This is a genomic window from Streptomyces cadmiisoli, assembly GCF_003261055.1.
Classification (GTDB): domain Bacteria; phylum Actinomycetota; class Actinomycetes; order Streptomycetales; family Streptomycetaceae; genus Streptomyces; species Streptomyces cadmiisoli.
In genome coordinates, this window is record NZ_CP030073.1 from 8,470,055 (window position 1) to 8,496,288 (window position 26,234).

A 26,234-nucleotide genomic window follows, 5' to 3' on the forward strand; every position below is an offset into this window, starting at 1 on the left:
CGCCTCCTCCCACCGGTACGAGGCGCGGCGACATGCGGGCGACAGCGACAGCGAGTAGAGGATCGGAACTGATAGCGCGTACCTTCAACCGCATGGCTGACGAGTGCTTTCGGCATCCACGGCTCGCCGCGATCTACGACCCGCTTGATCCGGACCGCAGCGATCTCGACGCGTACGTCCGCATGGCTGAGGAGTTCGAAGCACATCGCGTGCTGGACATCGGCTGCGGGACAGGGGTGTTCGCGCTCCTGCTGGCTGAACGGGGGATCGAGGTCGTCGGGGTCGACCCCGCTGAGGCGTCCATTGAGGTCGCCGAGGGGAAGCCGGGCAGCGAGGCGGTGCGGTGGATCCGCGGTGATGTGTCGGCGCTCCCGCCGCTGCAGGTCGATCTGGTGACGATGACAGCCAACGTGGCTCAGGCCATCGTGGACCAGAGGATCTGGCACGAGACTCTGTGGAGGGCATACGAATCACTGCGGCCGGGCGGGCGCCTTCTGTTCGAGACTCGGGACCCGGCCAGGCGTGCCTGGGAGGAGTGGAACCGCGAGGAATCGCACTGTGTCGCGGAGATACGGGATGTCGGCACGGTAGAGAGCTGGGTCGAGGTGACCGACGTGAGCTGGCCGCTCGTGACGTTCCGGTGGACTTACGTGGTGGCCCCGGACGGGCAAGTGCTGACATCGGATTCGACGTTGCGTTTCCGTGAGCGCAAGGAGGTCGAGTCGGACCTGATCGCGCACGGGTATGTGATCGACGATGTGCGTGACGCTCCTGACCGGCCGGGCCGGGAGTTCGTCTTCGTCGCGCGGCGTCCGGAGGCAGGCTGAGCATGGTGCTGACGATGAGCGCTCGCCAGGTTGGGCGGGCGGCGAGGTGGTCGGATCAGCAGTCGCCGACCAGCCCGTCTCGGTGGCTGGCGGGGATGGGACTCATGCCGACGAAGTCGGAGATCACGACGGGTGAGATGCCGGTGAGGGCCGAGTTGCATGGCCCAGCGCATGTGCGCCTCGTGGTCTGTTTCGACTGATCACGGATCTGGGTACTGCCCGATGCCGGCGACGGCTCGGCTCTTCTCCTTGACCTTGCCGCGACGTCACGGTCTTCACTGAGTGGCACCTGCCCGAACATTCACCGAGCGCGGGCCCCACCTTGGAGAGGACACCGAGATGATTACCAGTGCGGAGAAGAACATGGCCCTGTTGCGCACAGCTTTCCAGGCTGTGGAGTGCGGTGATCTGGACGCTGCCCAGGAGCTGCTGACGGAGAACTTCATCGCCAACATGCCCGGCAGCTCTGAGCCCCGGCTCGGTCGGGAGGTCTGGCGCTTGGGCACACAGAGCATGCTCGAGGCATTCCCCGACCTGAAGATCGATGTTCAGGACATGTTCGGCGTCGATGACAGGGTCACGGTGCTGCTCCACTTCCACGGAACCCATAGGCGCGCGTTTCATCAATTCGAGGCGACGGACCGTCAGGTCAGCTACGGGAGTATCGAGGTCTACCGTTTCGAGGGTGACAAGATCGCGGAGGAGTGGGTCGCCCCTGACATGATCAGCCTCATGCAGCAGATCTCGCCCGCCCGCGGCGAGTTCTGACGCGGCTGATCAGCCCCGTCAGATGCCAGGCATCCAGGCCGGGCGGCTGCTCCTGCTGCTCCGGCTCCTCTGCTTCCCGACCGACCAGCGATCCCGGTCCTGCGGTAACGAGACCTGTCAGCCGGCGCACCCCAGGCCAGTCGCCCGAGACCGTGGCGCGCGGACCGGACGTGCAGACCGCTCCCTGGCCGACTGCAGCGCTACGTCTCATCAGTTCCGCCGCGTGCCGTAAGCGGAGGGTTACACCCTCACACGATCGATCCGCTGATCGATCGTGCGGGTGGGGTAGGTGAGCGCCGTGACTGTGGACATTCAGGCAGCCCGAGGGTTGACGGTGATGCATGTGCGCTGCCCGGACCGGCTGGCGCAGGAGGCTTGACCAAGCGGCCGGGTGGTCGCTGCTCCTTCAGGCTCGGATGACGGACGCCCGTCCAGGCCCAACAGCAACGTCGTATCGTCGAGGAGGCCCGTGGCATCTGGTGATCCTTCTGGGTAGAGAACAGAAGAGATCGACCAAGGGCCACGGGCGTCTTGCAGCCATGGGTGTCAGTTGGCGGCGCGTTGCGGGCGGTACTGGCTCACCTGTCGGTCGAAGACGAACTCTTCTCTCCGTCGTCGACTCCCGGCGCGTGCCCCAGGATGATCACCCACTTGTCCTTCTCCAGGGACATCTGAATGTACCTACTGAAGGGCCTGCTTTTGTTATCGGTGGCTGACACGTGAGTGCTGGCAAGGTCCTTTTCGAAGTCGTGAGACACCCGCACATCGCTGATCTTCAGGTAGCGTCCGCCGTGCGTCGCGATGATGTCCTGAGCCTCCGTCTCGGCACCCTCATATCCGGCGGGAGCCAGTCGTGTGAGGGCGTCGACGTCGCGGGCGTTGAGCGCCGCCACGTAAGCCTTCGCGGTGTCGTGTTCAGTACGTGTGATCGTGGGCGCTTCTTGGCCCGAGCAACTGCTCAGCAGAGCCGCGCTCACAGCGGCTGCGGCAATGAGCGCACCCCTCTTGATGGACAAATTTCCCCTCCTTCCGGTCACGTGAGGTGGGCGTACCGGTGGGCGTCAGAGTACTTCGCCAAGCGGGTGCTCAGCTTGACGTTGTGTTTGCCGGAGTGCGACTGGTGAGGTAGATCTACCCGGCGCTCCCTGTTTGGTGACGATCCCCGTGCGGTCGACGATGGCGTACCTCTGCCAGTCCACCTGGAGAACGTCGCACCGAGCGGCTTCCACGCGTTGCTCAAGTGTTTCGTACGCCTTGAGGGCTCGATCGTGAACCGGCGCCGCGGACCGGCTCCACATCGGTGACCGCGCTCGTCCATGAGGGTCGGCCCCGCTGTGTCGGTGCGGGAACCGTATTGGTGAGAACTGAGCCCACCTGGCTTGGGGTGGTGGGACGATCCATGTGCTTGCGACGACACGCCCTTGCAGCGGTGATCGCAGGAAAGATCAAGAATGGCACCGTGCGACGCACGCGGTCGCTCACGATCACCAGCTGGAGGCACCCATGGGGATAACACTGCGAGGGGTGACAGATGCCGACCTGCCCGTCTTCTTCGCTCAGATGAACGATCCCGAAGGGATCCGGATGGCGGCGTTCACTGCCAAGGACCCCTCGGACAGCGCTCACTTCCAGGCCCATTGGGCGCGGATCCGGCAGGATCCGGCGGTCATCGTGCGCACCGTCGTCGACGACGGTGGTGAGATCGTCGGGCATGCTTCCGTGTTCGGCCCACCTGAGGGACGAGAGGTCACGTACTGGATCGGGCGGCAGCACTGGGGGCGGGGAGCCGCAACCGCCGCACTGCGAAAGCTGCTCGAACTGGCGCCGGAGCGTCCGTTGCACGCCCGCGCGGCTGCGGACAACCTCGGCTCCATCCGCGTCCTGGAGAAGTGCGGATTCGTGGTGACCGGCAACGAGCGCGATTTCGCCAACGGGTGGGGCGAGGAAGTTGACGAGTTGCTCTTCGCCTTGCCCGACTGACCTTGCTACCAGCATGCCCGGTGCGAGTCCCTCGCCGACCGGCTGCGGCTCGATGCCTATGGCGTCGCGCTGTACCACGCCGGCCTGCCTGCCCGTGCCCGCGCGGGCATCCAGGACAAGTTCTTCTCGGGGAGGCTTGACGCAGTCGTTGCCACCAGTGCGTTCGGCCTGGGAATCGACAAACCCAACATCCGGACCGTGGTGCACGCCGGCGTTCCTGCCAGTATTGACGACTACTACCAGGAGATCGGGCGGGCAGGCCGGGATGGAGAACCGGCCGCTGCGGTGCTCGTGCACGACCCGCGCACTGTCCGGATACCCCCGTGCCATGTGCGGCGGCTGTCTATCCGCGGTCCGGATGCGGCTCGGCAGTGCCGTCGGACGTGGCGTCGAAGCTGGTGTCGGGTCTCGTGCTGAGGATTGCGCGGGCTTGTTCCGCGGCGCGGGCGGTGCTTTCGGAGACGAAGTCCAGGAAGCGGGCGATGCTTTCGAGTCGGATCGCGACCGGGGTGCCCGGGACGAAGACGCGGACGCCCTGTTGCGCCGTCTCGACGAGGTGGGCGATGGCGCGAGCGCTGGCCATCATGGACTGGTACCAGACGTCGTCGTCGACGACGTAGCGTTCACGGCGGCGTTCGCCCTGTTCACGGCGGACGAGGCCTTGGCTGTCGAGGAACGTGATGGCCTTGGAGACGGACGCCGGGCTGACCTGGAGACGCTGGACGAGCTCGGACGCAGTGAGGCTGCCGGAGTCGGTGAGGGTGAGGCAGGCCATCACCCGGGCCATCATCGTGGGCATGCCGGAAGCCATCATGACGGTGGTGAACAGTTCCTCGTACTCGCGCACGGATTCGGCGTCGCGTCCGTAGGCCTGCTCGGGTGCGCCACTCCCTCGTGGCGCGGCCTGCCGGCGGCGCTGGGCGCGGCGTTCGGTGGCGCGGTGGGCCAGGTCTGCGCGGTACGCGGTCGGGCCGCCGTTCCGTATCACTTCACGCGTGATGGTCGAGGTCGGGCGGTCGAGGCTTCTGGCGATTTCCGCGTAGGCGAGGCCGTCGGCCAGCCCCAGCGCGATCTGTTGGCGTTCCTGCTGGGTGAGTCTGCCTCCCGGCATCGCGGTCTCCTTCACGTCTTGTGGTGGCCCTCGGCACCTACAGCATAGCGTTCGCTCCCAATTCATTGCAATGAATCTTATGGCGGACGTTGCGTTATCGGCATGGTCGTTGCAACGATTCTGGGCCATCTACCTGCAATAAAAGGGAACTTGAGCAACAAGAGCGTTGCCAGATCTATGAATGCAACGTAGCTTTTCCTGCATCGGAAACAGCGAGTCACAGGAGAGCATGATGCAGAAGTTCGACACCGCCGCCCCCATCTCCGCCGTCGTCGACATCCAGGCCGGACGGGTCCAGGTCATCGCCGCCGACCGCGCCGACACCACGGTCGAGGTCCGGCCCACGGCCCCTTCCAAGGGCCGGGACGTGAAGCTGGCGGAGCAGACCACCGTCGAATACGCCGACGGCATCCTCCGGATCACGGCAACGGCGGAGACGAAGAACCGGATCCTCGGCGCGTCCGGGTCGGTCGAGGTGACCGTCCAACTGCCCGCGGGCTCCAGCATCGAGGCGAAGTCGGCCGGCGCGGAGTTCCGGGGAGTCGGACGGCTCGGCGACGTCGCCATCGACGGCGCCCACGGCCACGTCAAGCTGGACGAGGCCGCAGGCGCCCGCCTGGCCGTCCTGGCCGGAGACGTTTCCGTGGGCCGCCTGGGCGGCCCGGCGGAAATCAGCACGCAACAGGGCGACATCCGTATCGACGAGGCAGTGCGCGGCACGGTCACACTGCACACCCATCAGGGCCAGATCTTCGTCGGCGCCGCCCACGGCGTTTCCGCCTCCCTGGACGCCGGCACCTCCTACGGCCGGGTCCACAACGCGCTGAAGAACACCGACGGCGCCGACGCCGACCTGAACATCCATGCCACCACCGCCCACGGTGACATCACCGCCCGCAGCCTCTGAAGGAGCTCTCCATCATGACCGACCCGGCCATCACCGCGAACGGGCTGCGCAAGTCCTACGGCGACAAGACGGTCCTCGACGGCGTCGACCTGACGGTCGCGGAAGGAACCGTCTTCTCCCTGCTCGGCCCGAACGGCGCCGGCAAGACCACCGCCGTCAAGATCCTCTCCACCCTCATCTCGCCCGCCCCGGCAAGTGGCGAGATCCGCGTCGGCGGCCACGACCTCGCCGCATCTCCGCACGAGGTGCGTGCCGCGATCGGTGTGACCGGGCAGTTCTCCGCTGTCGACGGTCTGATCACCGGCGAGGAGAACATGCTCCTCATGGCGGACCTGCACCACCTGCCGAAGGCGGAGGGGCGGCGGGCCGCCGCCGAACTGCTGGAGCGCTTCGACCTCACGGACGCCGCGAAGAAACCCGCCCACAGCTACTCGGGCGGCATGAAGCGGCGCCTGGACATCGCCATGACGCTGGTCGGCAGCCCGCGGATCATCTTCCTCGACGAGCCGACCACCGGCCTCGACCCCCGGTCCCGTCACAACATGTGGCAGATCGTCCGCGAACTCGTCACCGACGGCGTCACCGTCTTCCTCACCACCCAGTACCTCCAAGAGGCCGACGAACTCGCCGACCGGATCGCCGTGCTCAACGACGGCAAGATCGTTGCCGAAGGCACTGCCGAGGAGCTGAAGAGGATCGTCCCCGGTGGACACGTCCGCCTTCGCTTCACCGAACCGACCGCGTATCAGGGCGCCGTCTCGGCACTGAACGAAGCCACCCCGGACGACGACGCACTGTCGCTGCAGATCCCCAGCGGCGGCAGTCAGCGCGAACTGCGCGCCGTCCTCGACCGACTCGACGCGGCCGGCATCGAGGCCGATGAGCTGACCGTGCACACGCCTGACCTCGACGACGTGTTCATCGCCCTGACCGGCGGCGCCACCATCCCGAACCAGCCGAACCAGCCGAACCAGCCGAACCAGCCGAACCAGCCGAAGGATGCTGTCCGATGAGTTCTCCGACCCTCGCCGTACGCGACTCGGCGACCATGCTGCGCCGCAATCTCCTGCACGCCCGGCGCTACCCTTCCCTCACCCTGAACTTGCTGCTCACACCGATCATGCTGTTGCTGCTCTTCGTCTACATCTTCGGCGACACCATGAGCGCGGGTATCGGCGGCGGAGACCGCTCCGCCTACATTGCCTATATCGTCCCGGGCCTTCTGCTGATGACCATCGGCTCCACGACGATCGGCACCGCGGTGTCCGTCTCCAATGACATGACCGAGGGCATCATCGCCCGTTTCCGTACGATGGCGATCCACCGTGGTTCGGTGCTCTTCGGGCACGTTGTCGGCAGCGTGCTGCAGTCCATCGTCAGCGTGGTCCTCGTCGGCGCCGTCGGTGCGGGTATCGGCTTCCGCTCCACCGACGCGACCGCCCTGGAATGGCTTGCGGCCTTCGGACTGCTCGCACTGGTCGCGCTGGCATTCACGTGGATCGCGGTCGGGATGGGCATGGCCAGCCCCAACGCCGAAGCCGCCAGCAACAACGCCATGCCGCTGATCCTCCTGCCCCTCATCTCCAGTGCCTTCGTCCCGGTCGACACCATGCCGGGCTGGTTCCAGCCGATCGCCGAGTACCAGCCGTTCACGCCGGCCATCGAAACCCTGCGCGGGCTGCTGCTGGGCACCGAGATCGGCCACAACGGATGGCTCGCGATCGTCTGGTGCCTGGCTCTCACCGCACTCGGATACGTCTGGTCGAAGGCGGTCTTCGACCGCGACCCGAAATAGCTGCCATGACGGCGCGGGCCGCCTCCCGCAACCCTGCCGGCCCCCGGGCGGCGTCCACCGACACCCTGTCGGTGGACGCCGCCCCATCTGCGTCAACGGTCGCCCGCCGGGCCCGAGCGGCACACATCCACGACCGAGAACACCTTCGGCCCGTCCGGGCATTCGTCCCGGCTGGTCACTCCGTCGTCTGTGCCGGTGACGCCGCCTGCGCCGTCGATCGAGCCGATGCGGGTGCCGCTGCCGGTGCCTGTGCCTCCGCCTTGTGAGCCTTCTCCTGGCGCAGGGCCTCAGCGACGGCTTCGCGCACGCGGGCGTCCTCGCGCTGCTTCCCGCGCTTTCGATTGCGGCGGGCGAGGACGACGGTGGCGACGACGGCGCCGATCACGAAAAGTGCGATCACCAGCAGGATCCAGGGGACCGCCCAGCCGTGCGCGCCGGCCTCGACCGGATCCAGGGAAGTGGTGGAACCCGACGCGTCGGTGAGCAGTGGGACGAGATGGGCGGTGGCGGTCAGGCCGACCACGGGTGTCACGCCCTGCACGGGAACCTTCACCTTCCAGCGCTCCCCGGGGAGCAGTTCCGGCGGCGCCGGGATGTCGCCCGCCTGGGTGCGGAACCATCCGAACGGTCCTGCCACGGACACCGACTGCCGGGCCGACAGCAGGGCGTTGCCGGTGTTGTGGATCGTGTACGACACGGTGGCGTCGCCCGTCGCGAAGGGGTTGGTGGTGCCTGAGTAGTCGACGTGAAGGTCCTCGATGGCGAGCTTCGGGTCGAGTTCGCCGCTGACCCGCAGTTTGACCCGGATGCCAAGTCGGCGGTCCACATTGATGCCCTGGGCGTCGTCGGACTGCTTGAGGGAGGTCAGGATGCCGCCCACGTAGTCACCGGGTGTGGTGTTGTCCGGCACTGTGAGGGTGAACGGGATCTTGGCAGACTTGCCGGGCTTGATGACCACGCTGTCGCGGTCGGCATGCACCCAGGCACCGATCGCCACGGACTTCTTGTCCTTGGTGACCAGGTCGAGCTGTCCCGTGTCGGTGGTGTAGCCGTCGGCCGCGTAGAGCGCGAGCCGCAGCGGGGACTTGCTGCGGTTGGCCACGACCATGGCGTCCTCGACCTGTCCGCCGGGGTTCACGGTGTAGCTGTAGCTGGATCGGTCGTCGCCGTAGTCGTTCGCGGCTGTCCTCACCGTCCAGGTGACGTCGCCGTCGGCGGCCAGGGCGGGACCCGCTTGGAGGCCCACGAGGGCGAGGGCCGCGAGCAGTACGAGGGCGGCGGTCCGGGTGAGAACGGTGACGGGGGCGGGTGTGCGGCGCGTCGTGGACGAACGCATGTCGAGGATCTCCTGGAGCAGGGGGGCGGGTCAGGCACCCGACGGTGCCTGACCCGCCGTCAATCGGTTCCGGTCAGCTGCTCAGGGCAGTGATCGTGAGAGTGGCGCGGTAGCCGCCCTTCTCGACGCTGTCCGGGATCTTCAGATCCAGGTCGGCGCCGAGCTTGGCGTTGCCGCGCGGGTGGCCCTGCTCGGCGAAGCCGAGACCGCGCGAGACGGCCAGGCCCTGGCCGTGGTCGACGTAGCCGGAGGCCACCGGGTCGTTGCCCGTGGCGCCGGCACCGCCGTCGAGGACGTACGGAGTCCAACCGAGGTACGAGCCGGGGAAGGTGTTGTCGGCGTCGCGGAAGTCGCTCACGTTGGCCGAGATCGACCACGGGGCGAGCGACCGGCGGCTGTCCGAGACGACGATGGGGTTGATCTTTCCGTTCGCCTCGAAGTGGTCGCCGCCCTGCTCCTTGGCGGTGCCGAGGTCCACCAGGCCGTTGTAGCCGTCGATGGTCCAGCCGAACTCACCGGGAGCCGGGTTGGGGACGTTGACCTGGAGATCCTGCTTGTCGCCGTGGAACGGGTGCACCGTCACCTTGTCGACGACGGAGCCGACGGGCTGGTCGGCCGAGGTGTTGTTGCACCAGGCGCCCTTTTCGACGGCCGCGTTCGGGGCCGCGCAGGTGCCGCTGCGGACGTTCTGGACCACGAGCCTGTCGTTGCGTACCTGCACCTTGGCGTAGGTACGCACGTGCTCCTGGTTCTGGACGGAGTTGTACCAGTAGTTGTCCGGGTTCAGCGGGTCGGCGCCGTTGCCGGCGCCGCTGGTGCCGCTGCTGTCCGGCTTGGTGATGTCGTAGTACTTCGAGCCCGAGGCCGAGTTGGCGGTCACGTACAGGACGCCACCGGGGCCGGGGTAGACGTCAGCGGCATCCGGCTGCTCGTTCGGATCGGCCTTTTCGCCGTTCTTGATCATGTAGCTGCGGGAGTAGCTGTGGTCGTGGCCCTGCAGCACCAGGTCGACGCCGAGCTTGGAGAAGGTGGTCGGGAAGTCGACCCGCCGCTTCTTGTTGTCGCCGTCCTTGGCGTGCGAGGCCGGCGAGTAGATCGCGTGGTGGTAGACGAGGACCTTCCACTTCGCTTCGCTGCCGTGCTTGTTGATGACGTCGGTGACGTAGTTGACGTGCGCCGCGTCACCGCCGCCTTTGGCCTCGTCGTAGCTGTTGCTGTTGATGTCGATGAACAGCGTGTCCTTGTAGATGAACCAGTAGTCACCGCCGGACGTGGTAGCGGTCGCTCCGTCCTTGTAGTACAGGGGAGAGCGGTCGGTGTTGGGGGTGAAGTGGTGCTGCTCGTAGGCCTTGCCACCGACGTCGTGGTTTCCGATGGTGGCGACGACCGGGAAACGCCGCAGCGGGTCGGGCGCGAGGAACGAGTTCCACTGCGACTCGTTGTTCGCGCTCTCGACGTGGTCGCCGCCGGACACCAGGAGCTCGCTGTCCGGGTTGGCCGCGGTGGCGACGTTCAGCGTGTCCTGCCAGCCGGCCTGGTCCTTCAGCGTGTCGCCGGAGGAGCCGATCTGAGGGTCGCCGAAGAACAGGAAGTCGTAGTCGCCCTCGAAGTCCTGCGTCTTGAAGGAGTAGGTGGCGGACCAGCTGCCTTCGCTGCCCACGCGGTAGGAGTACTGGGTGTGCTCTTTGAGGCCGGTGATCGTCGCGTGGCGGTTGTAGCCGCCGCTGCTCGCGATGTTCGCCGCGCCCATGGCGTCGAAGGTGGCCGCACCGGCGGGGAACGTGTCCCCCACCAGCTGCGCGGTCGGGGCGACCTGGATGACCTGCGCCGTGTCGGCCGAGGAGTACCAGGTCACGGTGCGCTGCGACTCGTTGGCGCCCACGCCGAGTATCACGCCGCTGAGCGTCGTGGACTCGGCGGCGCCGGCCGGTATGGCCATGCCGCTGCCCAGCACGACGGTCAACCCCAGAAACGCCGCAGTGGCCCCGGTGGCCATGTGGCGCCGCACAGGCCCAGGGGCCTGCGGGGAAGTGCTCGATCTCATGAGTTTCGTTCTCTGTTCCGTTGTGCACGCATGAACGTGCATGAATTGGAGAACTGCACGCTCACGCGGCAAGGTGTTGGTCTGGTGAATGAGAAACCGCTGCTTGGTTGAAACCTGTACAAGGACGGTAAAGACTGTCTCAAGGTCTCAAAATCCGGACACGCGTTGCACGAACCACAGCAGTCCCATGACCGCAACGCCTGCGGATATCAGGCCCGTGGCCCACAGACCCGCCCTGAGTGAGCGGCGGCGCAGCAGGAACAGCACCGGGAACACGACGGCGATGACGACCAACTGCACCACCTCGATCCCGACGTTGAACACCAGCAGCGACCACAGCAACGTCCAGGACCATGCCGCGTCGATGCCCAGCGCGCCCGCGAAGCCCAGACCGTGCACGAGACCGAAGCAGAACACGACACCCAGGCGCGACCAACCGGCCCGGTCCAGGCCGAGGTGACCGTGCTCCCTCGTTTCCAGGTCCGTGGCACGGCCGCCGTGCCGCCACAGTCGCCACAGGTACCAGCCGGCGACCACGGCGATCGACAGGGCGATGACCGGCTCGACCACGCGCGAGGGCACGTCCACGACGCCGAGTGCGGCCAGCATGAACGTCACGGAGTGCGCGGCAGTGAAGCTCGTCGCCGCCAGCACGATCTCCCGCGGTCGGCGCGAACCGGCGATCAGAGCAAGCAGGAACAGGATGTGATCGACCCCGGTCAGCAGGTGCTCGGCGCCCAGCCGGAAGAACTCCCAGAAGCGCTCGTACCAGGTCTGTCCCAGGGAGAAGGACGGGTGTGCGGCGTCGAGCGCAGCGCTGCCCGAGCGACCTTCGGCCTCGTACGTGACGATGGTCTTGACGCCCTTGACGTAGCCCTCCGCATCCGAGAACAGTCCGCTGCGCAGCGCCTGATCGCCGCCGCCGGGGCAGGACCAGTCAAGTCGCAGCCGGGCGTACGGCACACCCTCGCGCCGGTCCATCGTGAAGCGGTCGGCCTGCGACGGTGTGCAGGGCTTGCCCCCAGCGGTGACGGAGAAGCGCTCGGTGACATAGGCGACGGCGGAACGAGCATGTGTGTTCAGGGCCGCAGCCTGGTCACGGGCGTCACCGGACTCGAAGGCGGCGGTTCCCGCGCGGAAGAGGGAGTCGTCGTGTTGGGAGTCGGCGGCGGATACGACGTACAGGTCGTACTCGAGTTCCAGAGAGGTCCGCAGGTGCCCCCCGCCGGACGTGGAGACTTGGGCGTATACGGTCGAGGAAAAGCCGTGCGCGGAGGCGGGTTGCTGCCAGACGCTCAGGGAGGCAATCACCACCGCGATGATTCCGACCAGGAAGCGGCGGACGTGCTGTGACATGTGGCTCCTTCAGGTTTGCCACTGCACCGTGCATGTCCCTGCTGAACCCGAACCGGCACATCGAAGAACCCTGGGCAAACAAGTGTGCCTACGCCGCCTCTCGGGTGGATCCGAGGCGGAGCAAGAGGTGAGATGAGAGCGCACCACTCACCACCCGGAGAACGATCACTTTGCGCTCCTCGCTTCGGTCGGTCGCGGCGCTGGCCGCGGCTGCCGCCCTTGCCGTACCCCTCGCCGCTTGCGGCTCCGGTGACGACTGGTCCCGCCCGCACCCCCGGCCTTTTGCCGTCGGCACCGCGGGACCGGGCTTCGTCGACCCTGCCGATCCGCCGGCGCCCGAATCGACCGCCACTCCGCGCCCCGGCTCGTGGTCCGACCTCCACCCGTCGAAGGGCTACCGGGTCGTCCTGGTCGCCTCGGGGGAGGACCGCCCGGCCAAGAACCTCGTGGCCGCGGTCCGGCAATGGGCGGAAGACGAGGACGTCGACCTCCGAGAAGTGATTGCCGAGCACCCGTCCGAGGCCGTGCCGAGCATCACCGAGGCACTGGACATGAGGCCCGACCTCATCGTCGGCGCGGGCAACGACCTGATCGACGCACTCGCGGCGGTGACCCCGAGTCACCTCTCACAGCAGTTCCTCGTGGTGGGCGCGGAGCTGGCCGAGCCCACCGAGAACGTCACCGCCGTCGACTGGTCCGGTGCGTCGTTCCGTGGCGAGGGCCTGGGCATGTCCTCGACGTACGACCCCGCCTCCTTCACCGCCGCCCGCTGCGCCGCGGCCGTCCGAGCCGGGGTGGCGGCTGTACTGACCGGCGTGACGGGAATCGTGCTCTGGCTGGACGAGCACTGAGCGCTGAGGGCTGACTGATTCCAGCGAGTACGGGCCGGAAGACGCCGACGATGTAGCGCCGTGGTTTGCCCGAGCCGTGCCCGCGGTTCCGCTCTCACCTTGTCGAGAACGAAGGGGAGCGGGCGCGCCCTGGCCCGTCCACAGGAGCAGGCACCGCCGGGCCGGGACGTGTTCAACGTCCCGGCCCGGCGGTGCCTGCTCCATTGTTCTTACGGTGCAGCAGTCCCATCGGTCTTACGGTGCAGACACTTCCTGCGGTGTGCGGGGGTTCAGAGCTGTCGGGGAGTCCTGCTGATCGCTCCTCGTCTTTGCCGCGCTGTGCTTTCCAGTGCTCTTGCGGCGGGGGAGGAGGGCGAGGACGACCATGGCGCCGCCGGCCATGATGATGCCGCCGACGAGGCTGGTCTGGGCGACGCTGTGGGCGAAGGATTCGTGTACGGCGTCGACGAGGGCTTGTGCCTGCTGGGGGCCGATCGCGGGGATCTTGGCGGCTTGCTCGGCGACTGCGAGGCCGGCGCCCACCGACTGTTCGGCGATGTCCAGGGCGTCGGCGGGGAGGCGGCCGCCGACGAGGTCGCCGAGCTTGTCGCGGTACTGGGTGCCCAGGAGTGAGCCGAGGACGGCGATGCCGAGTGCGCCGCCGAGTTCGATCGAGGTGTCGTTGACGCCGCCGCCGACGCCGAGTTCGGATTCGGGGAAGGAGCCCATGATGGTGTCGGTGGCGGGGGCGACGCTGAGGCCGATGGCGAGGCCGATGAGGATCAGGGAGGCGGCGAACATGGGGTAGGTGGTGTCCTTGTCGACCTGGATCAGGAGCAGGACGCTCGCGGAGGCGACGAGGATGCCGAAGGCGACTGTGGTCTTCATGCCCAGCTTGGGGGTGAGCCAGCCGGTGGCTGCGGAGCCGACGAAGACGGCGCCGGCCATGGGGAGGAGGCGTATGCCGGTCTCGAGTGCGTCGTAGTCGAGGACGAACTGCAGGAACTGGGTGGTGTAGTAGATCGAGCCGAAGGTGCCGAAGAAGAGGAGTGCCACGGCGATGGTGGAGCCGCTGAAGGCGCGTGTGCGGAACTTGCGGACGTTGAGCATGGGGTGGGGGTGCTTCAGTTCCCACAGGACGAAGGTGATCAGGCCGGTTGCTGCGATGACGGATCCGGCGATGACGGGGCCGGCGCTCCAGCCGCGGTGGGGGCCTTCGATGATGGCGTAGACGAGGGAGCCGAGTGAGGCGATGGAGAGCAGGCCGCCGATGTAGTCGATGCGGCCCATGCCCACGGCCTTGGACGGGGGCACCAGCATCAGGGCGCCGATGACGCCGGTGAGGGCGATGGGGACGTTGATGAGGAAGGTGGAGCCCCAGCCGTGGTCCTGGAGGAGCCAGCCGGCGAGGAGGGGGCCGACGGCGACGCCGAGTCCTGAGGTGGCGGTCCATGCGGTGATGGCGCGTGCTCGTTCGTGCTTGGGGAAGATGGCCACGAGCAGGGAGAGGGTGGCGGGCATGACGACGGCGGCGCCGATGCCCATCATGGCTCGTGCGGTGATGACGAGGTTGGTCTCGTCGACCTGGCTTCCCATGACGGAGCCGGCCATGAAGAGCAGCAGGCCGGTGATGAGGGCGCCGCGGCGGCTGTATTTGTCGCCGATGGAGCCGAGTACGAGCATCAGTGCGGCGAAGGGGACCGTGTAGGCGTCGATGACCCATTGCAGGTCGCTGCTGCTGAGTTGCAGGTCCTTGGTCATGTCCGGGATGGCGACGATCAGGGACGTGTTGGCCATGACGACGATCAGCAGGCTCAGGCACAGCACGATCAGCGCGAACCAGCGTCGTGAGTACGACCCGGTCATTTTCTCGACCGGTGTGGTGACGACGAGTGGCATCCAAGGCTCCTGAGGTGGAGGAACGGCTTCGGGCTTCGCGGGTACGGGTGTGGAGCGCGGCCCCGGGTGGGCGAGACAGTTACTTGCTCATCCGTGTGCAACGTTAGCCTCATTGCCCGCCCGTGTGCAAGTAGTACTTGCCCATCAGTGGGCATGTAATGGAGGCGTGGGTCGAACGAAGGTCGCTTGTGGGTGACGGGCCAGAGCCGCCCGGCTCTGCCGGCCGCGCCTGATGAGACCGGTGGCCTGAAGGGGACGACAGCGAGACGCGCACGCACAGCAAGGCCGCATCGCCCGGACTCCCGGCCGCCGTGGCTGCCCTTCGTCCCTCATATGGGCAGGTCGGCGGCAGGCTCGTGATCATTGAGGTGCTTGCGTGGGATACCTGCGCGTGCTGCCGCAAGGGGTGGTCCAACACGCAGTTCTTGCGCCGATGCGGGGGTGGTGTCGTTCCGGGCACGCGGCCTGTGGCCTATTGGTGAGCGCTACGGCATGCTGCCGTGCTGCGAAGCAGCCCTTGGTCGAACGCGCTCAGGTCCGCTGTAGAGGTGCCGGTCCCACTGGCGGCGCGGAAATCGCGGGGGCGGGGCGACCTCCGTGGGCCGCCGCACGTGGCGGCCTCAACCTCGTGAGGAACCGCCGGTCACGCCGCCTGTTCCGTCAGCCGGCCTCGTCCTTGGCGTCCACGGTGACCGCCTCGACCACCTGGCGGGCCCGTTCGGTCGGTACGCCGGCCGTGACCAGCGCGGCAACAGCGGCCCCGGTGCCGTCGTCCTCCCACATCCCCACATTGACGCACTCGAGCAGGGAGATCATCAGCGCTTCCAGTCCGGCACTGAGTACAGCCGACGGCAGGTGAGAGTGGAACACGCCGTCACGCTGTCCTCGGTCCAGGATGGCCGCGGCCTCATCGCGGGCCGGCGCCAGCACCTCCGACACCCGCTGAGCACCGAGGTCCTGATGGATGAGCGCCAACAGCAGCCGGTAGCGATCACCCACGGGCCATATCGACAGGACGAATCGCGCCAACTCGTGGGCGGGTGTCTCCGCCGGCTCGGACTGCCCGGACACGGCGCTCCACAGCGCCTGTGACGCCTCCTCCGTGAGTGCCTCGACCAGCGCCGCGCGCCCCGGAAAGTGCCCGAACAGGGTGCGGCGCACCACACCCGCGGCCCGCGCGATCTCCTCCAGCGTGACCTCGGGGTTGCGGCCGAGCTCCTGCCTGGCGGTCGCCAGGATGCGCGCCCGGTTGGAGCGCGCGTTACGCCGGACCGGCTCACGGCCCTTGGGCTCCACCACGACGACACCACCTTGCGGACTCAATGCGGCCAACGGCACGCAACTTACGGCGCCCCCATCCTGCCACGGCTGACCAGGCCACTCCTGCAACCTGTTCCATACCCCCCGAAGCCAGGGCCGCGCCGACGCCTTACTCGGAGAACTTCTGTTCTGCACGTCCATGTGGGCTACGTCTCATCCGTGGGCTGTCACACCGGAGGTGCGGCTGGTGTCTGAAGGCCGTATCCAAAACGCGAGGGAGACATGATGAACGCAAACGTCGAGGTGGTCGTGGTCGGCGGCGGGTACGGGGGCGTGACGGCGGCCAACAGCCTGGCGCAACGCGACGGCGTGTCCGTGACCGTGGTCAACCCGCGTCCCGAGTTCGTCGAGCGGATCCGCTTGCACCAGCTCTTGACCGGCTCCGATGACGCCACCGTGGGCTTCGGCGAGGTGCTGGGCCGGAATGTGCGTGTGCTGGTCGACACCGTGACCCGGATCGACGCTGCCGATCGCAAGGTCTCGCTCGCGGGCGGGAGCACCGTCTCGTACGACTACCTCGTCTACGCGGTGGGCAGCGGCGCCTCCGACCCCGACGTCCCCGGAGCGGCGGAGTTCGCTCACTGGGTGTCCGACCTCGAAGGGGCGGAACGACTGAAGTCGGCGCTGACCGCGACGCCCGCGTCGGATCCGGTGACCGTGGTCGGGGCCGGCCCGACCGGCCTGGAGACCGCCGCCGAGCTGGCTGAAGCCGGCCGCAAGGTCACCCTGGTCTGTGGGGATGTCCTCGGCCCCTCCCTGCACCCCCGAGGCCGCCGCCCGGTCGCCCGACGGCTCGCCAAGCTGGGCGTGACCATCCTCCAAGGTCCCGGTGCGCTGGTGACGGAAGTGACGCGCGACGCCGTACACCTCGACGACGGCCGTGAGCTGCCCAGCGCGGTGACGATCTGGACCGCGGGATTCCGCGTCCCGGACCTCGCCACCCGCAGCGGGCTGCGCACCGACACCGAAGGCCGCCTGATCACCGACGCGACCCTGACCAGTGTGGACGACGAACGGATCGTCGCCGCCGGCGACGCGGCCGTCATGACTGATGTGCCGTTCCGCATGAGCTGCCAGGCCGCCGTGCAGCTGGGCCCGGCGGCAGCCGCCACGATCCTGCGCCGGATCGCGGGGAAGAAGCCCGGACCCGTCCGGATGTTCTTCGCCGGCCAGTGCCTCAGCCTCGGGCGAAACGAGGGCGTCACCCAGTTCTCCTACCCGAACGACAAGGTGAACGCCCTCTACATCAACGGACGGACGGGGGCCGGCGTCAAGGAGATCGCCTGCCGGTTCACCCTCAACAAGCTGTTGTCCGGGGCACGCAAGGCCAGTTCCCGCGGTGGCAGCACCACGCACCTGGAAAACACCTCGGCCTGAAGGCCGCACGCCGCGCTCCGGCACCCGAGGCGCGGCACAGCCGCCAAGACCCCTGTTCGGCCGGACCGGCCGGCCCGGCGAAGAAGAACCGGGCCGGAGTCACGGGGGCAGGAGGCCGCGGCCCGTAAGCCGTGGCCGGGGCGCCGATGCCCACCAGCCCTCCCACCCCAGGTGGCCCGATCAGCGGGGAGGCTACCGAAGACCCCGTCATCGGACCGGGTACACGTTTCATAGCCCACTTGCGGCCTGCGGGGCCGACCACGAGAGAGTGAAGCGCACGACATGAACGACCACGCCACCGACCCGGCGACGGAGGCTTTCGTCGCCCACCGCGACCTGCTGTTCACCGTCGCCTACGAGATGCTCGGATCGGCCGCGGACGCCGAGGACGTCCTCCAGGAGACCTGGCTGCGGTGGGTCAAGGTCGACCTGGCGGAGGTACGGGACCAGCGCGCCTATCTCGTACGGATCACGACCCGGCAAGCACTCAACCGGCTGCGTACCCTCAAACGGCGCAAGGAGGCCTACGTCGGCCCCTGGCTGCCCGAGCCCCTGCTCACCGCGCCCGACGTGGCCGAGGACGTCGAACTCTCCGAGAACCTCTCGCTGGCGCTCATGTTCATCCTCGAGACTCTCTCGCCCACCGAACGCGCCGTCTTCGTACTGCGCGAGGTATTCGACATCGGCTACGACGACATCGCCGAAGCGATCGACAAGAGCCCTGCCGCCGCGCGCCAGATCGCCCACCGTGCCCGTCAACATGTCGATGCCCGCAGGCCGCGCACACCGGCTTCCCCGGAAGAAGCCCGGGCCGCCCTCACGTCGTTCCAGCGTGCGCTCGAGACCGGGGACCTGCAGGGACTGCTCGACGTGCTCGCCCCGGACGTTGTCTTCGTCAGCGACGGCGGAGGTCTCAAGCTCGCGGCCCTGCGGCCGGTCATCGGTGCCGAAAAGGTACTCCGCTACATGGCCGGCAGTGTCGACAAGGCGGGCGGCATCCTGGACAGCGAAACCACGACGGTCAACGGCAACCCCGGGCTCATCCTGCGCCTGAACGGCGAGATCGACGGCGTGCTCGCCTTCCGCGTGGAGAACAACCGGGTCACGGGCCTCTACTACGTCCGCAACCCCGAAAAGCTCACCCGCGTCGAGTCCGAAACGCCCCTCACCTCCCGCTGATTCAGTCGGTCGACTGCACGGTACGGCGTCGCAGCTTCGGCAGGCAGGATCCCGCCGCATGTCCACCGAGCCGACCGGTACGGGCCACGGCCAGGCCGTGGCCCGCAGCTCCATCGCGCTGCGTTCGCACAGCGTCAGTTGGTCAGCGGACTGCCGGCGGACTGTGCGCAGAGCACGCTGAGCCGCATACTCCGCGACCAGGCCACCGCAGGGTCGGGTTCTGTTCAGGTCCGAGGGCACCGGGCAGGCGGGGCGAGCTGCTCATCGTGACGCTGCTGTCCCGGCTGGGCCTGGGGCGGGGTACTGGCACCCACATGCGCAGTCGTAACCCAAGGCCCGACACGAGTACTCGACGGTCCAGCCGGGCCATGACCAACGGCTTGGCGTACCCGCTAAACCAATCCCAAAGCCAGCGCACAGTCCTACTGTTGGCCCATGCGCGCACACCACATTGACCGCCCAGCCGATCTCGACGTGGTCCGTGACTCCTATGACCGGGTGGCCGACAACTACGTCCACATGGTCGTGACGACGGGATTCGGCGACATCCGCACCCATCCATGGCTCAAGGCATCGATCGACGCGTTCGCTGACACCGTGAGCGGGCTCGGCCCTGTTCTCGACGTCGGCTGCGGACCCGGAACGGTAACCGCCTACCTCGCCGAACGCGGACTCGACGTCTCCGGAGTGGATCTCTCCCCCCGCATGATCGAGAACGCGCGCCGTCTCCATCCCCAATGCCGCTTCAGCGTCGCCTCTGCCACCGACCTCGACCTCCGTGAAGCGTCCCTCGGCGGAGTGCTTGGGTGGTGGTCACTGTTCAACCTCCCCCGAGACGTACTTCCTCAGGTTCTCGCCCTGTTCGCGCGAGCGCTGAAGCCAGGCGGCCACTTCATCACCGCAACACACGTCGGAGACGAAGACGCCGTGCGCACCGAGGCTTATGGGGGAGTACCCGTGCGGTGGACGACACACAAATGGCGGCCGGAACAACTCGTGGACCTGATCGAGCAGGCCGGCCTGCACCCGGTCGCCGAACTTCGGTTGCCTGCAGATGAGCAGACCGGGCCGGGTCTGGTCGTCATGGCCAAGCGCCCCGACTGAGGACCGGGCGCCGACAACTCGTACTTCCCCGACCACCTCGTCGACCGGGGCAGGGCGGCTGTGCGAGCGGATTGAGGCTGAGTATCCTTCGGAGCTGGAGGCTCTGTATACGCTCACCCAGGCCGCGACGGAGGAGTTCAACCTTCTGGAAGCGGAGTTCGACGCAGCCGGGAGCGAGATCGAGACGGCTGCGCGTGAGTGCATTGCTGAGGACTTCTGGTTTGTGGCGTCGGCATACGGTTTCACGGACGCTGATACAGAGGTGCTGATCGCCGGCCGGGACTGGTGAGCCAGAGCCGGAAGGCCACCTGCCGGTTGGAGCCGTTCATTGAAGGCTGCGATCAGTACGGTCGCGCCGTAGCGGACGGCGATCTTGTCGTATCGCGTTGCGACCGCGCGCTCCTGACCCAGGCCTTCAACGCAGAAGAGATCACTGATGAGCGACTTCACTGACGTCATACCGTTGTTCAGCTATCCGGAAGACGCAGCGCTGGAGGACATCGTCAGCCTCGACCCCCTCGGTGCTGGTCTCGGCCGCGATGGCTTGAGGTGGGTCAGCGGGGACCAACACCCCGACAGGCTCTTGCCGTGTTCCAAAAGATCGCCGTCCCTCGTGATGAGCCAGGCGCGTGGAATAGGGAGACTTGAGCGGATTCCGCGAGCCGCGATGAGTTCTGTGGCGTCCGGCGGTCATACGGTGGAACCCGTTCCCGAGGAGGACTTCAGATGCGCAGCGTGACCTATTCGATGAGCGTCTCACTTGACGGCTACATCGTCGGGCCGGACGGCGGCTTCGATTGGACGGCCCCCGGCGACGAGGTCTTTCGCTTCTGGATCGACGAAATCAGAGATGTCGGCGTCCATCTGTTGGGACGACGGCTGTACGAAACGATGCTGTACTGGGAGACCGCCGACCAGGATTCAACGCTCGACGAATCAGAACTCGAGTGGACCGCGCTCTGGAAACCCCTTCCGAAGGTGGTGTTCTCCACCACCTTGTCGGAGGTGCAGGGCCATGCCCGTCTGGCCTCCGGCGGGCTGGCGGAGGAGATCGAGCGGCTGCGAGCCGAGCCGGGGGAGGGCGACATCGCGATCGGCGGTGCGACTCTCGCCGCCGAGGCTGCCGCGTCGGGTCTGATCGACGAGTACCGGGCCATGGTCTATCCGGTGCTGGTCGGTGGTGGCATCCCGTTCTTTCCCCGCCACGAGCGCCGGGTGGATCTCGAACTCGTCGAGACCCGCACCTTCAACTCGAGAGTCGTCTACCTCCGCCACCGCGTGGCGCGCCAGTCCTAGCTGTGGGCTCCTGGACGTTCTCGTGGATCGGGTCGGTGTCGTGGTCGGGTGTTGCGCAGTGCGTGACCAGCGCCGGTAGACGGCGAGTTCGCGGGTGGTCCGGTTGTACCGGATGAGCAGGCGGCGGCTGCCGGTGCCGGTGCGGGTCCAGGCCGAGTCGTAGTGGCGCTGCCCTTCGTACATGGATCAGGCGCGGGGCTGGTGGTGACGCCTGCGCGGCGGGCGGCGGCCCAGAGTCTCCCAGTTCCATGGGGTATCGGGAAATTGTTCGAGCGGATACACGAACGAAGTCTCCTGCTGAAGGGCAGCGTTCCTGGCGTTCCTGGAAGTCGCCGGCATCCCTGACTCCGATGAGCTCCCTCAAGGTGTGGGTCGGCGGTCGCGCGCCCACCTCGGTTCGCAGGCACAGCAGTGCTCTGGCGCCCGTTCCCGGTGAAGTCGACGGTCGCGACCCGCCCACCGCCACCTCCGACGGCACCGGCATCGCGACGGCTTGACCAAGGGCGACGAGCTGAACGCCGGACGGACGGCTGGCACAACCACACCACACGACAACCTATAGTGATCACTCGTCAACCCTGCGTAACGCCGGGACGGTTTGGCCCGGCCGATACCTTCGCCTGGCCATGACTTGTGGGAGTGACTGGCCAGTGATGGACGTCGAGTTGGGCGAGTTCGCGGGGCAGTGCGCGGTCGTCACCGGCGCGCGAGGGGCGATCGGTTCTGCGATCGTGAAACAACTCGCCGTACGGGGCGCGCATGTGGTCGCCGTGGACCGTAGGGAACCGGTGAATCCGGCACCGCCCAGCAGTTGCGGACGCATCGTTGAGGTGCGCGGCGATGTGACACGTCCGACCGATGTGCGGCAGGTGCTGAACATTGCCCAGGACCAGGTGGGACCGGTGGGACTGCTGGTCAACGCGGCAGGGGTGCTCTACGGCGGGCCGGTGGCCAAGGCCCAGCTTGCGGAGTGGGAGCACACGTTTGCGGTGAACGCGACCGGCGTCTTCCTCATGTCGCAGGCCGCGGCGGCCGGCATGGCCGAGCGAGGCCGGGGCGCGATTGTCACCGTAGCTTCCAACGCATCGGACCTGGCCCGGACCGGCATGGCCGCGTACGCGGCTTCCAAAGCGGCTGCGACCGCCTTCACCCGTTGCCTCGGACTGGAGCTGGCCGGGTACGGCGTGCGCTGCAACACGGTCGCCCCCGGCTCCACGGACACTCCGATGCTGACCGGGCTGTGGGCGGATGCGGAAGATGCGCGCAGGCACTCGGTCGACGGGGTTCTCGCCGAGTTCCGGCCGGGCATCCCGACGGGTCGGGTGGCCGTGCCTGACGACATCGCGGACGCGGTGGTGTTCCTGCTCTCCGACCGGGCCAGGCACATCACGCTGCAGACCCTGACCGTGGACGGGGGCGCATCCCTGTGACCGGTTCCCTCTCGCAAGAACGTTCCGTCGCGTCGGCGGGAATCCCCGCGATCAGCTCCTACGATCCCAGGCAGGTGTGGGATTCCGTTCGTCCTTCGACGGGCCCTGCCCGAACCTGGCGGCCGGAGCCGCACCGGACGCTGCTGCTCGTCCATGACATGCAGCGATTCTTCCTCCGGTCCTTCCCCGCCGACACACAGCCGCTGGACACCCTCCTCGAGCGTGCGGGGCGTCTGCGCGCCGCGGCCGACGGCATTCCCGTCGCATACACCGTTCAGCCGGGGTCGATGACCCCACAGCAGCGAGGACTGCTCGCCGACTTCTGGGGCCCGGGTATGCGGGCGGCGGAGGCGGACCGCGCGGTGGTGGCCGAAGTGGCTCCGCGTGAGGGGGACACGATGCTCACCAAATGGCGTTACAGCGCCTTCCACCACACCGACCTGCTGCGCATGATGCGGGAGCAGGGGCGGGACCAACTGGTCCTGTGCGGGGTCTACGCGCACATCGGCGTCCTGGCCACCGCCATCGACGCCTTCTCCCATGACATCCAGACCTTCCTCGTCGCCGACGCCGTCGCCGACTTCTCCGCCGACTGGCACCGTCTCGCCCTCCAGTACGCGGCCGAGCGCTGTGCCGCCGTCGTACGCACCCAGGACGTCCTGGACGCATGGTCGGGGCAGGTCGGCCGGTGATCCACGACCAGATCACCGGCAGCGCACCGGCACTGTGGGCCCGTGCGCTGCGCGGCGACCTCACGGACTACGCGGTACTGCACCGCGCAGCGCACTCCCCCGGCGACACGGTGGAGGTCCTCACCGGGACAGTGCTCACATGCGCACACCTGGCTGAACTCCCCGTCGACCACAAGGGTCCGGCCCATGCAGACGGAGGCAGTCACGACCTGCTGGTCCTGGTGCCCTACCGTCAGATCGGTGAGCGAGGATTTGCGTGCCACGACGACGCCGAACCTCTGCGGGTACTGCTGATCGAGCAGGCCGCGCGGCTGCCGCTGCACATGGTCACCGGTGCCTGCCCACAGGACGCCGCCCCGCTGCGCGACCTGGCCTTCGACCTGGACGACGACGCCTACGCCCGGCTGGTCCGCACGGTCATCGAGCAGGACATCGGGCGCGGTGAAGGCGCCAACTTCGTCATGCGCCGGGAGATCCACGCCCGTGTCGCTGCCTGGGGCCCGTCCGGTGCCCTCGCGGTTCTGGGCAGGCTGCTGCGTGCCGAACGCGGAGCCCACTGGACCTTCGCCATCGGCCTGAACGGGCGCAGCTGGATCGGTGCCTCCCCTGAACCGCATGTTCTCCTCGCCGGCGGTGAGGCCGTGATGAACCCGATCAGCGGGACCCTGCGCTATCCGCCGCAAGGCCCGGCGCCCGACGACGTCCTGCGTTTCCTGGCCGACCACAAAGGAACGCGACGAGCTGTTCATGGTCCTGGACGAGGAACTGAAGACCATGGCCGCCTTGTGCCCGCAGGGCGGACGGGTCCATGGCCCCTGGCTCAAGGAGATGACCCACCTCGCGCACACCGAGTACTACCTGCGTGGTGCCTGCCCGCTGGACGCTCCTGAGATGCTGCGGCGCAGCATGTTCGCACCCACCGTCACCGGAAGTCCGCTGCGCAACGCCTGCCGTGTGATCGCGCGTCGGGAGCTATCGGGTCGGGGCTACTACAGCGGGGTCGCAGCGCTCATGGGCCGGGACCGGCACGGCCGTTCCACGCTGGACTCCACGATCCTCATCCGCACCGCGGACGTCAGCGAGGCAGGGCAGTTGCGGCTCGGGGTGGGCGCCACCATCGTGCGGGACTCCCAGCCCGAACTCGAGGCCTCCGAGACCCGGACCAAAGCGCGGGGCGTCCTTGAGGCGTTCCGCGGTCCCGCCCCGTCGAACCCGCCACACCGACCCGTCTCCCATGCCTTCGGCAGTCCGCAGCCCCCACCCGCTCCGGCGCTCGGCAAGCACCCACTGGTGGTGCGCGCGCTCGCCGACCGCAATCGCCTCCTCGCCCCGTTCTGGCTGACCGGCGCGCCCGCGAGTACCCCCCTCGTCACATCGCCGGTCGCCACCGGCACCGCGCACGGCACACCACAGGGGACGACGGACGGCACGGCGGACGGCCCGGGGGAGACCGTCACACCGCTGCACGGTCGCCGACTGCTGCTGATCGACGCGGAAGACGACTTCACCGGCATGCTCGCGCTCCAGCTCCGCTCTTTGGGAATGCACGTCACCCTGCGGCGCTACGACGATGTGGATCCCGCCTTGGCCGACCACGACATCGTCATGCTGGGGCCGGGCCCGGGCGATCCGCAGGACCCCGCGGACCGCAAGATCACACGTCTGCACGACCTGGCCCGCTCACTCCTCGAGACCCGTACCCCCCTGGCCGGCGTATGCCTGGGCCACCAAGTGATCGCCTCCCGTCTGGGGCTGCCCCTTCGCCGTCGTCCCCACCCCGGCCAAGGCAGACGCGCACGTATCGAACTGCTCGGCCGCAGCGTCGACGTGGGCTTCTACAACTCCTTCTCCGCGATCAGCCACACCGACCGGGTCGACTGCCCCACGACCCGGCTCACCGTACGGGTCGACCGCGATCCGCACACCGGAGAGGTGCACGCACTCTCCGCGCCGGGGCTGGCCACTGTGCAGTTCCACCCGGAGTCCGTCCTCACCGCGGACGGCCCCGCGATCCTGACGTCCTGGCTCACCCCGCTGATCACACTCGCCGCCTGACCGGCGAACACACCGAAACCCAACCCCACACCTCACCCCGGGAACCGCACATGCAGACGGCCCCTGCCCAAGAGATCTACGGCGAACGCCTGTTCAGCACCCGCCAGGACACCGAACGAGAACGGCTCGACCTCCTCGCACAGACCTGGGACCCTGCCACCACCGCCCACCTGCGCACGCTGCCGCTCGCCGAAGCCCGCAGCATTCTGGAGATCGGCCCCGGCGCCGGCAGCATCGCCGACCTGCTCGCCGAAAGCGCCCCCCACGCCGAGGTCACCGCCCTGGACCGCGACACCACCCTGCTGCGCCTGCGCAACCCGCGCGTCCGGCCGCTCCAGGCCGACATCACCGACGCCGGTCTCGAACTCGGCCCCTTCGACCTCATCCACGCCCGCTGCGTCCTCATGCACCTGCGCGACCACGAAGCCGTCCTCGCCCGGCTCGTCTCCTGGCTGCGGCCGGGAGGCCACCTCGTCCTCAGCGACACCGCCGAACTCGGCTTCCCCCACTCCTCCAACGCGGATTACCGCGCCACCATGCAGGCCCTGTCCCAGGTCATCACCACCCATCTGGGAAGCGACCAGAACCACGGGCTCGGACATCCGGCGCGCTTCCGTCAGCACGATCTGACCGACATCTGCCTGACGACAGCACTACCCACTGTCACCGGCGACGCCCCCATCAGCCTCTGGTGGCAGCTCACTCTGGAACAGGCCCGCCCCGAACTCATCCGCACCGGCCTGGTCGACGCCCCTGCCCTCGACCGGGCCCTGCACCACATGGCTCAGCCCACCACGCACGAACTCTCGATCGCACTCCTCACCTGCTCGGGCCGCAAGAGGCAGGGTCAGAATCAGCCGACGGGCTGATCGAGAGGCCGTAACCGCCCCTGACTTCGCGGGTCCGTGTGAGGCTGGACCGTCGACGG

Annotated in this window: 24 protein-coding genes and 1 pseudogene; 18 read left to right on the forward strand and 7 right to left on the reverse strand. The window is 67.9% G+C overall.

The genetic code is table 11. The annotated features are described in order from the left end of the window. Positions 1-92 precede the first annotated feature (92 nt). Both DN051_RS37250 and DN051_RS37260 read left to right on the forward strand, forming a co-directional pair. Positions 93-827, forward strand: coding sequence for a class I SAM-dependent methyltransferase (locus tag DN051_RS37250; RefSeq protein WP_112441178.1), 735 nt, complete (start codon positions 93-95; stop codon positions 825-827). Positions 828-1,166: 339 nt separating this feature from the next. Beyond that, positions 1,167-1,595 carry an ester cyclase gene (locus DN051_RS37260; RefSeq protein ID WP_246040735.1) on the forward strand — a complete coding sequence of 143 codons (429 nt, stop codon included), beginning with the start codon at positions 1,167-1,169 and terminating at the stop codon, positions 1,593-1,595. Between the two features lie 578 nt (positions 1,596-2,173). Here DN051_RS37260 and DN051_RS37265 read toward each other — a convergent pair. Next, positions 2,174-2,611 carry a hypothetical protein gene (locus tag DN051_RS37265; RefSeq protein ID WP_112441182.1) on the reverse strand — a complete coding sequence of 146 codons (438 nt, stop codon included), beginning with the start codon at positions 2,609-2,611 and terminating at the stop codon, positions 2,174-2,176. 487 nt (positions 2,612-3,098) lie between these two features. Here DN051_RS37265 and DN051_RS37270 point away from each other — a divergent pair, with 487 nt between their 5' ends. Together DN051_RS37270 and DN051_RS37275 are read left to right on the forward strand one after the other, a co-directional pair. Beyond that, a complete protein-coding gene (locus DN051_RS37270; RefSeq protein WP_112441184.1) occupies positions 3,099-3,575 on the forward strand; it encodes a GNAT family N-acetyltransferase in 477 nt (158 codons plus the stop codon). Between the two features lie 69 nt (positions 3,576-3,644). Further along, complete coding sequence (locus DN051_RS37275; protein ID WP_342781586.1) at positions 3,645-3,992, forward strand: helicase-related protein; 348 nt, start codon at positions 3,645-3,647, stop codon at positions 3,990-3,992. Here DN051_RS37275 and DN051_RS37280 read toward each other — a convergent pair. Beyond that, on the reverse strand, positions 3,919-4,686 hold the full coding sequence (locus tag DN051_RS37280) for a helix-turn-helix domain-containing protein (protein ID WP_112441188.1): 768 nt from the start codon (positions 4,684-4,686) through the stop codon (positions 3,919-3,921). The two genes, DN051_RS37275 and DN051_RS37280, sit on opposite strands and share 74 nt — an antisense overlap. A gap of 232 nt (positions 4,687-4,918) precedes the next feature. Here DN051_RS37280 and DN051_RS37285 point away from each other — a divergent pair, with 232 nt between their 5' ends. From DN051_RS37285 to DN051_RS37295, 3 genes are read left to right on the forward strand one after another with little or no spacing between them, the layout of a single operon-like run. Continuing rightward, on the forward strand, positions 4,919-5,593 hold the full coding sequence (locus DN051_RS37285; protein WP_112442751.1) for a DUF4097 family beta strand repeat-containing protein: 675 nt from the start codon (positions 4,919-4,921) through the stop codon (positions 5,591-5,593). A gap of 14 nt (positions 5,594-5,607) precedes the next feature. Then, a complete protein-coding gene (locus DN051_RS37290; RefSeq protein WP_112441190.1) occupies positions 5,608-6,606 on the forward strand; it encodes an ATP-binding cassette domain-containing protein in 999 nt (332 codons plus the stop codon). Further along, positions 6,603-7,388 carry an ABC transporter permease gene (locus DN051_RS37295; RefSeq protein ID WP_112441192.1) on the forward strand — a complete coding sequence of 262 codons (786 nt, stop codon included), beginning with the start codon at positions 6,603-6,605 and terminating at the stop codon, positions 7,386-7,388. Before DN051_RS37290 ends, DN051_RS37295 begins: the two co-directional genes overlap by 4 nt. Positions 7,389-7,563: 175 nt before the next feature. Here the strand turns inward: DN051_RS37295 and DN051_RS37300 are convergent, their stop codons facing one another. The 3 genes from DN051_RS37300 to DN051_RS37310 form a co-directional block, all read right to left on the reverse strand. Further along, the gene (locus tag DN051_RS37300) at positions 7,564-8,724 is read right to left on the reverse strand and encodes a WxL protein peptidoglycan domain-containing protein (protein ID WP_112441194.1); all 1,161 of its coding nucleotides are present in this window, start codon (positions 8,722-8,724) and stop codon (positions 7,564-7,566) included. 73 nt (positions 8,725-8,797) lie between these two features. Next, positions 8,798-10,768, reverse strand: coding sequence for a purple acid phosphatase family protein (locus tag DN051_RS37305; protein WP_112441196.1), 1,971 nt, complete (start codon positions 10,766-10,768; stop codon positions 8,798-8,800). Positions 10,769-10,915: 147 nt separating this feature from the next. Continuing rightward, positions 10,916-12,124: a HupE/UreJ family protein gene (locus tag DN051_RS37310; protein WP_112441198.1), complete on the reverse strand. Its 1,209-nt coding sequence runs from the start codon at positions 12,122-12,124 to the stop codon at positions 10,916-10,918. A 170-nt stretch (positions 12,125-12,294) separates the two neighbouring features. Here DN051_RS37310 and DN051_RS37315 point away from each other — a divergent pair, with 170 nt between their 5' ends. After that, positions 12,295-12,975: a type 1 periplasmic-binding domain-containing protein gene (locus DN051_RS37315; protein WP_112441201.1), complete on the forward strand. Its 681-nt coding sequence runs from the start codon at positions 12,295-12,297 to the stop codon at positions 12,973-12,975. Between the two features lie 234 nt (positions 12,976-13,209). Here DN051_RS37315 and DN051_RS37320 read toward each other — a convergent pair whose 3' ends face one another. Next, on the reverse strand, positions 13,210-14,853 hold the full coding sequence (locus tag DN051_RS37320; protein WP_112441202.1) for an MFS transporter: 1,644 nt from the start codon (positions 14,851-14,853) through the stop codon (positions 13,210-13,212). A gap of 660 nt (positions 14,854-15,513) precedes the next feature. Further along, entirely contained in the window at positions 15,514-16,152 is a 639-nt protein-coding gene (locus DN051_RS37325) for a TetR/AcrR family transcriptional regulator (protein WP_112441204.1), read from the reverse strand. A gap of 243 nt (positions 16,153-16,395) precedes the next feature. Between DN051_RS37325 and DN051_RS37330 the strand changes: the two genes are divergently transcribed. From DN051_RS37330 to DN051_RS37370, 10 genes and pseudogenes are all read left to right on the forward strand, one after another. Then, positions 16,396-17,550: an NAD(P)/FAD-dependent oxidoreductase gene (locus tag DN051_RS37330; protein WP_425471694.1), complete on the forward strand. Its 1,155-nt coding sequence runs from the start codon at positions 16,396-16,398 to the stop codon at positions 17,548-17,550. A 282-nt stretch (positions 17,551-17,832) separates the two neighbouring features. Then, the gene (locus DN051_RS37335) at positions 17,833-18,729 is read left to right on the forward strand and encodes an RNA polymerase sigma-70 factor (protein ID WP_112441206.1); all 897 of its coding nucleotides are present in this window, start codon (positions 17,833-17,835) and stop codon (positions 18,727-18,729) included. A 435-nt stretch (positions 18,730-19,164) separates the two neighbouring features. After that, entirely contained in the window at positions 19,165-19,833 is a 669-nt protein-coding gene (locus DN051_RS37340; protein WP_112441209.1) for a class I SAM-dependent methyltransferase, read from the forward strand. An 18-nt stretch (positions 19,834-19,851) separates the two neighbouring features. Continuing rightward, positions 19,852-20,122 (forward strand): annotated as a pseudogene (locus DN051_RS46140) (DUF5713 family protein); the annotation flags it as partial. Positions 20,123-20,559: 437 nt separating this feature from the next. After that, positions 20,560-21,129: a dihydrofolate reductase family protein gene (locus tag DN051_RS37350; protein WP_112441211.1), complete on the forward strand. Its 570-nt coding sequence runs from the start codon at positions 20,560-20,562 to the stop codon at positions 21,127-21,129. A 653-nt stretch (positions 21,130-21,782) separates the two neighbouring features. Next, complete coding sequence (locus DN051_RS37355) at positions 21,783-22,559, forward strand: SDR family oxidoreductase (RefSeq protein WP_112441213.1); 777 nt, start codon at positions 21,783-21,785, stop codon at positions 22,557-22,559. Between the two features lie 158 nt (positions 22,560-22,717). Beyond that, positions 22,718-23,251: an isochorismatase family protein gene (locus DN051_RS37360; RefSeq protein WP_425471695.1), complete on the forward strand. Its 534-nt coding sequence runs from the start codon at positions 22,718-22,720 to the stop codon at positions 23,249-23,251. After that, positions 23,248-24,141: a chorismate-binding protein gene (locus DN051_RS47340; RefSeq protein ID WP_281289045.1), complete on the forward strand. Its 894-nt coding sequence runs from the start codon at positions 23,248-23,250 to the stop codon at positions 24,139-24,141. The genes DN051_RS37360 and DN051_RS47340 overlap by 4 nt, the downstream gene beginning before the upstream one ends. Continuing rightward, the gene (locus DN051_RS47345) at positions 24,026-25,306 is read left to right on the forward strand and encodes an anthranilate synthase family protein (protein WP_281289069.1); all 1,281 of its coding nucleotides are present in this window, start codon (positions 24,026-24,028) and stop codon (positions 25,304-25,306) included. The genes DN051_RS47340 and DN051_RS47345 overlap by 116 nt, the downstream gene beginning before the upstream one ends. A gap of 50 nt (positions 25,307-25,356) precedes the next feature. Further along, positions 25,357-26,175: a class I SAM-dependent methyltransferase gene (locus DN051_RS37370; protein ID WP_112441217.1), complete on the forward strand. Its 819-nt coding sequence runs from the start codon at positions 25,357-25,359 to the stop codon at positions 26,173-26,175. The last annotated feature ends 59 nt before the right edge of the window (positions 26,176-26,234 follow it).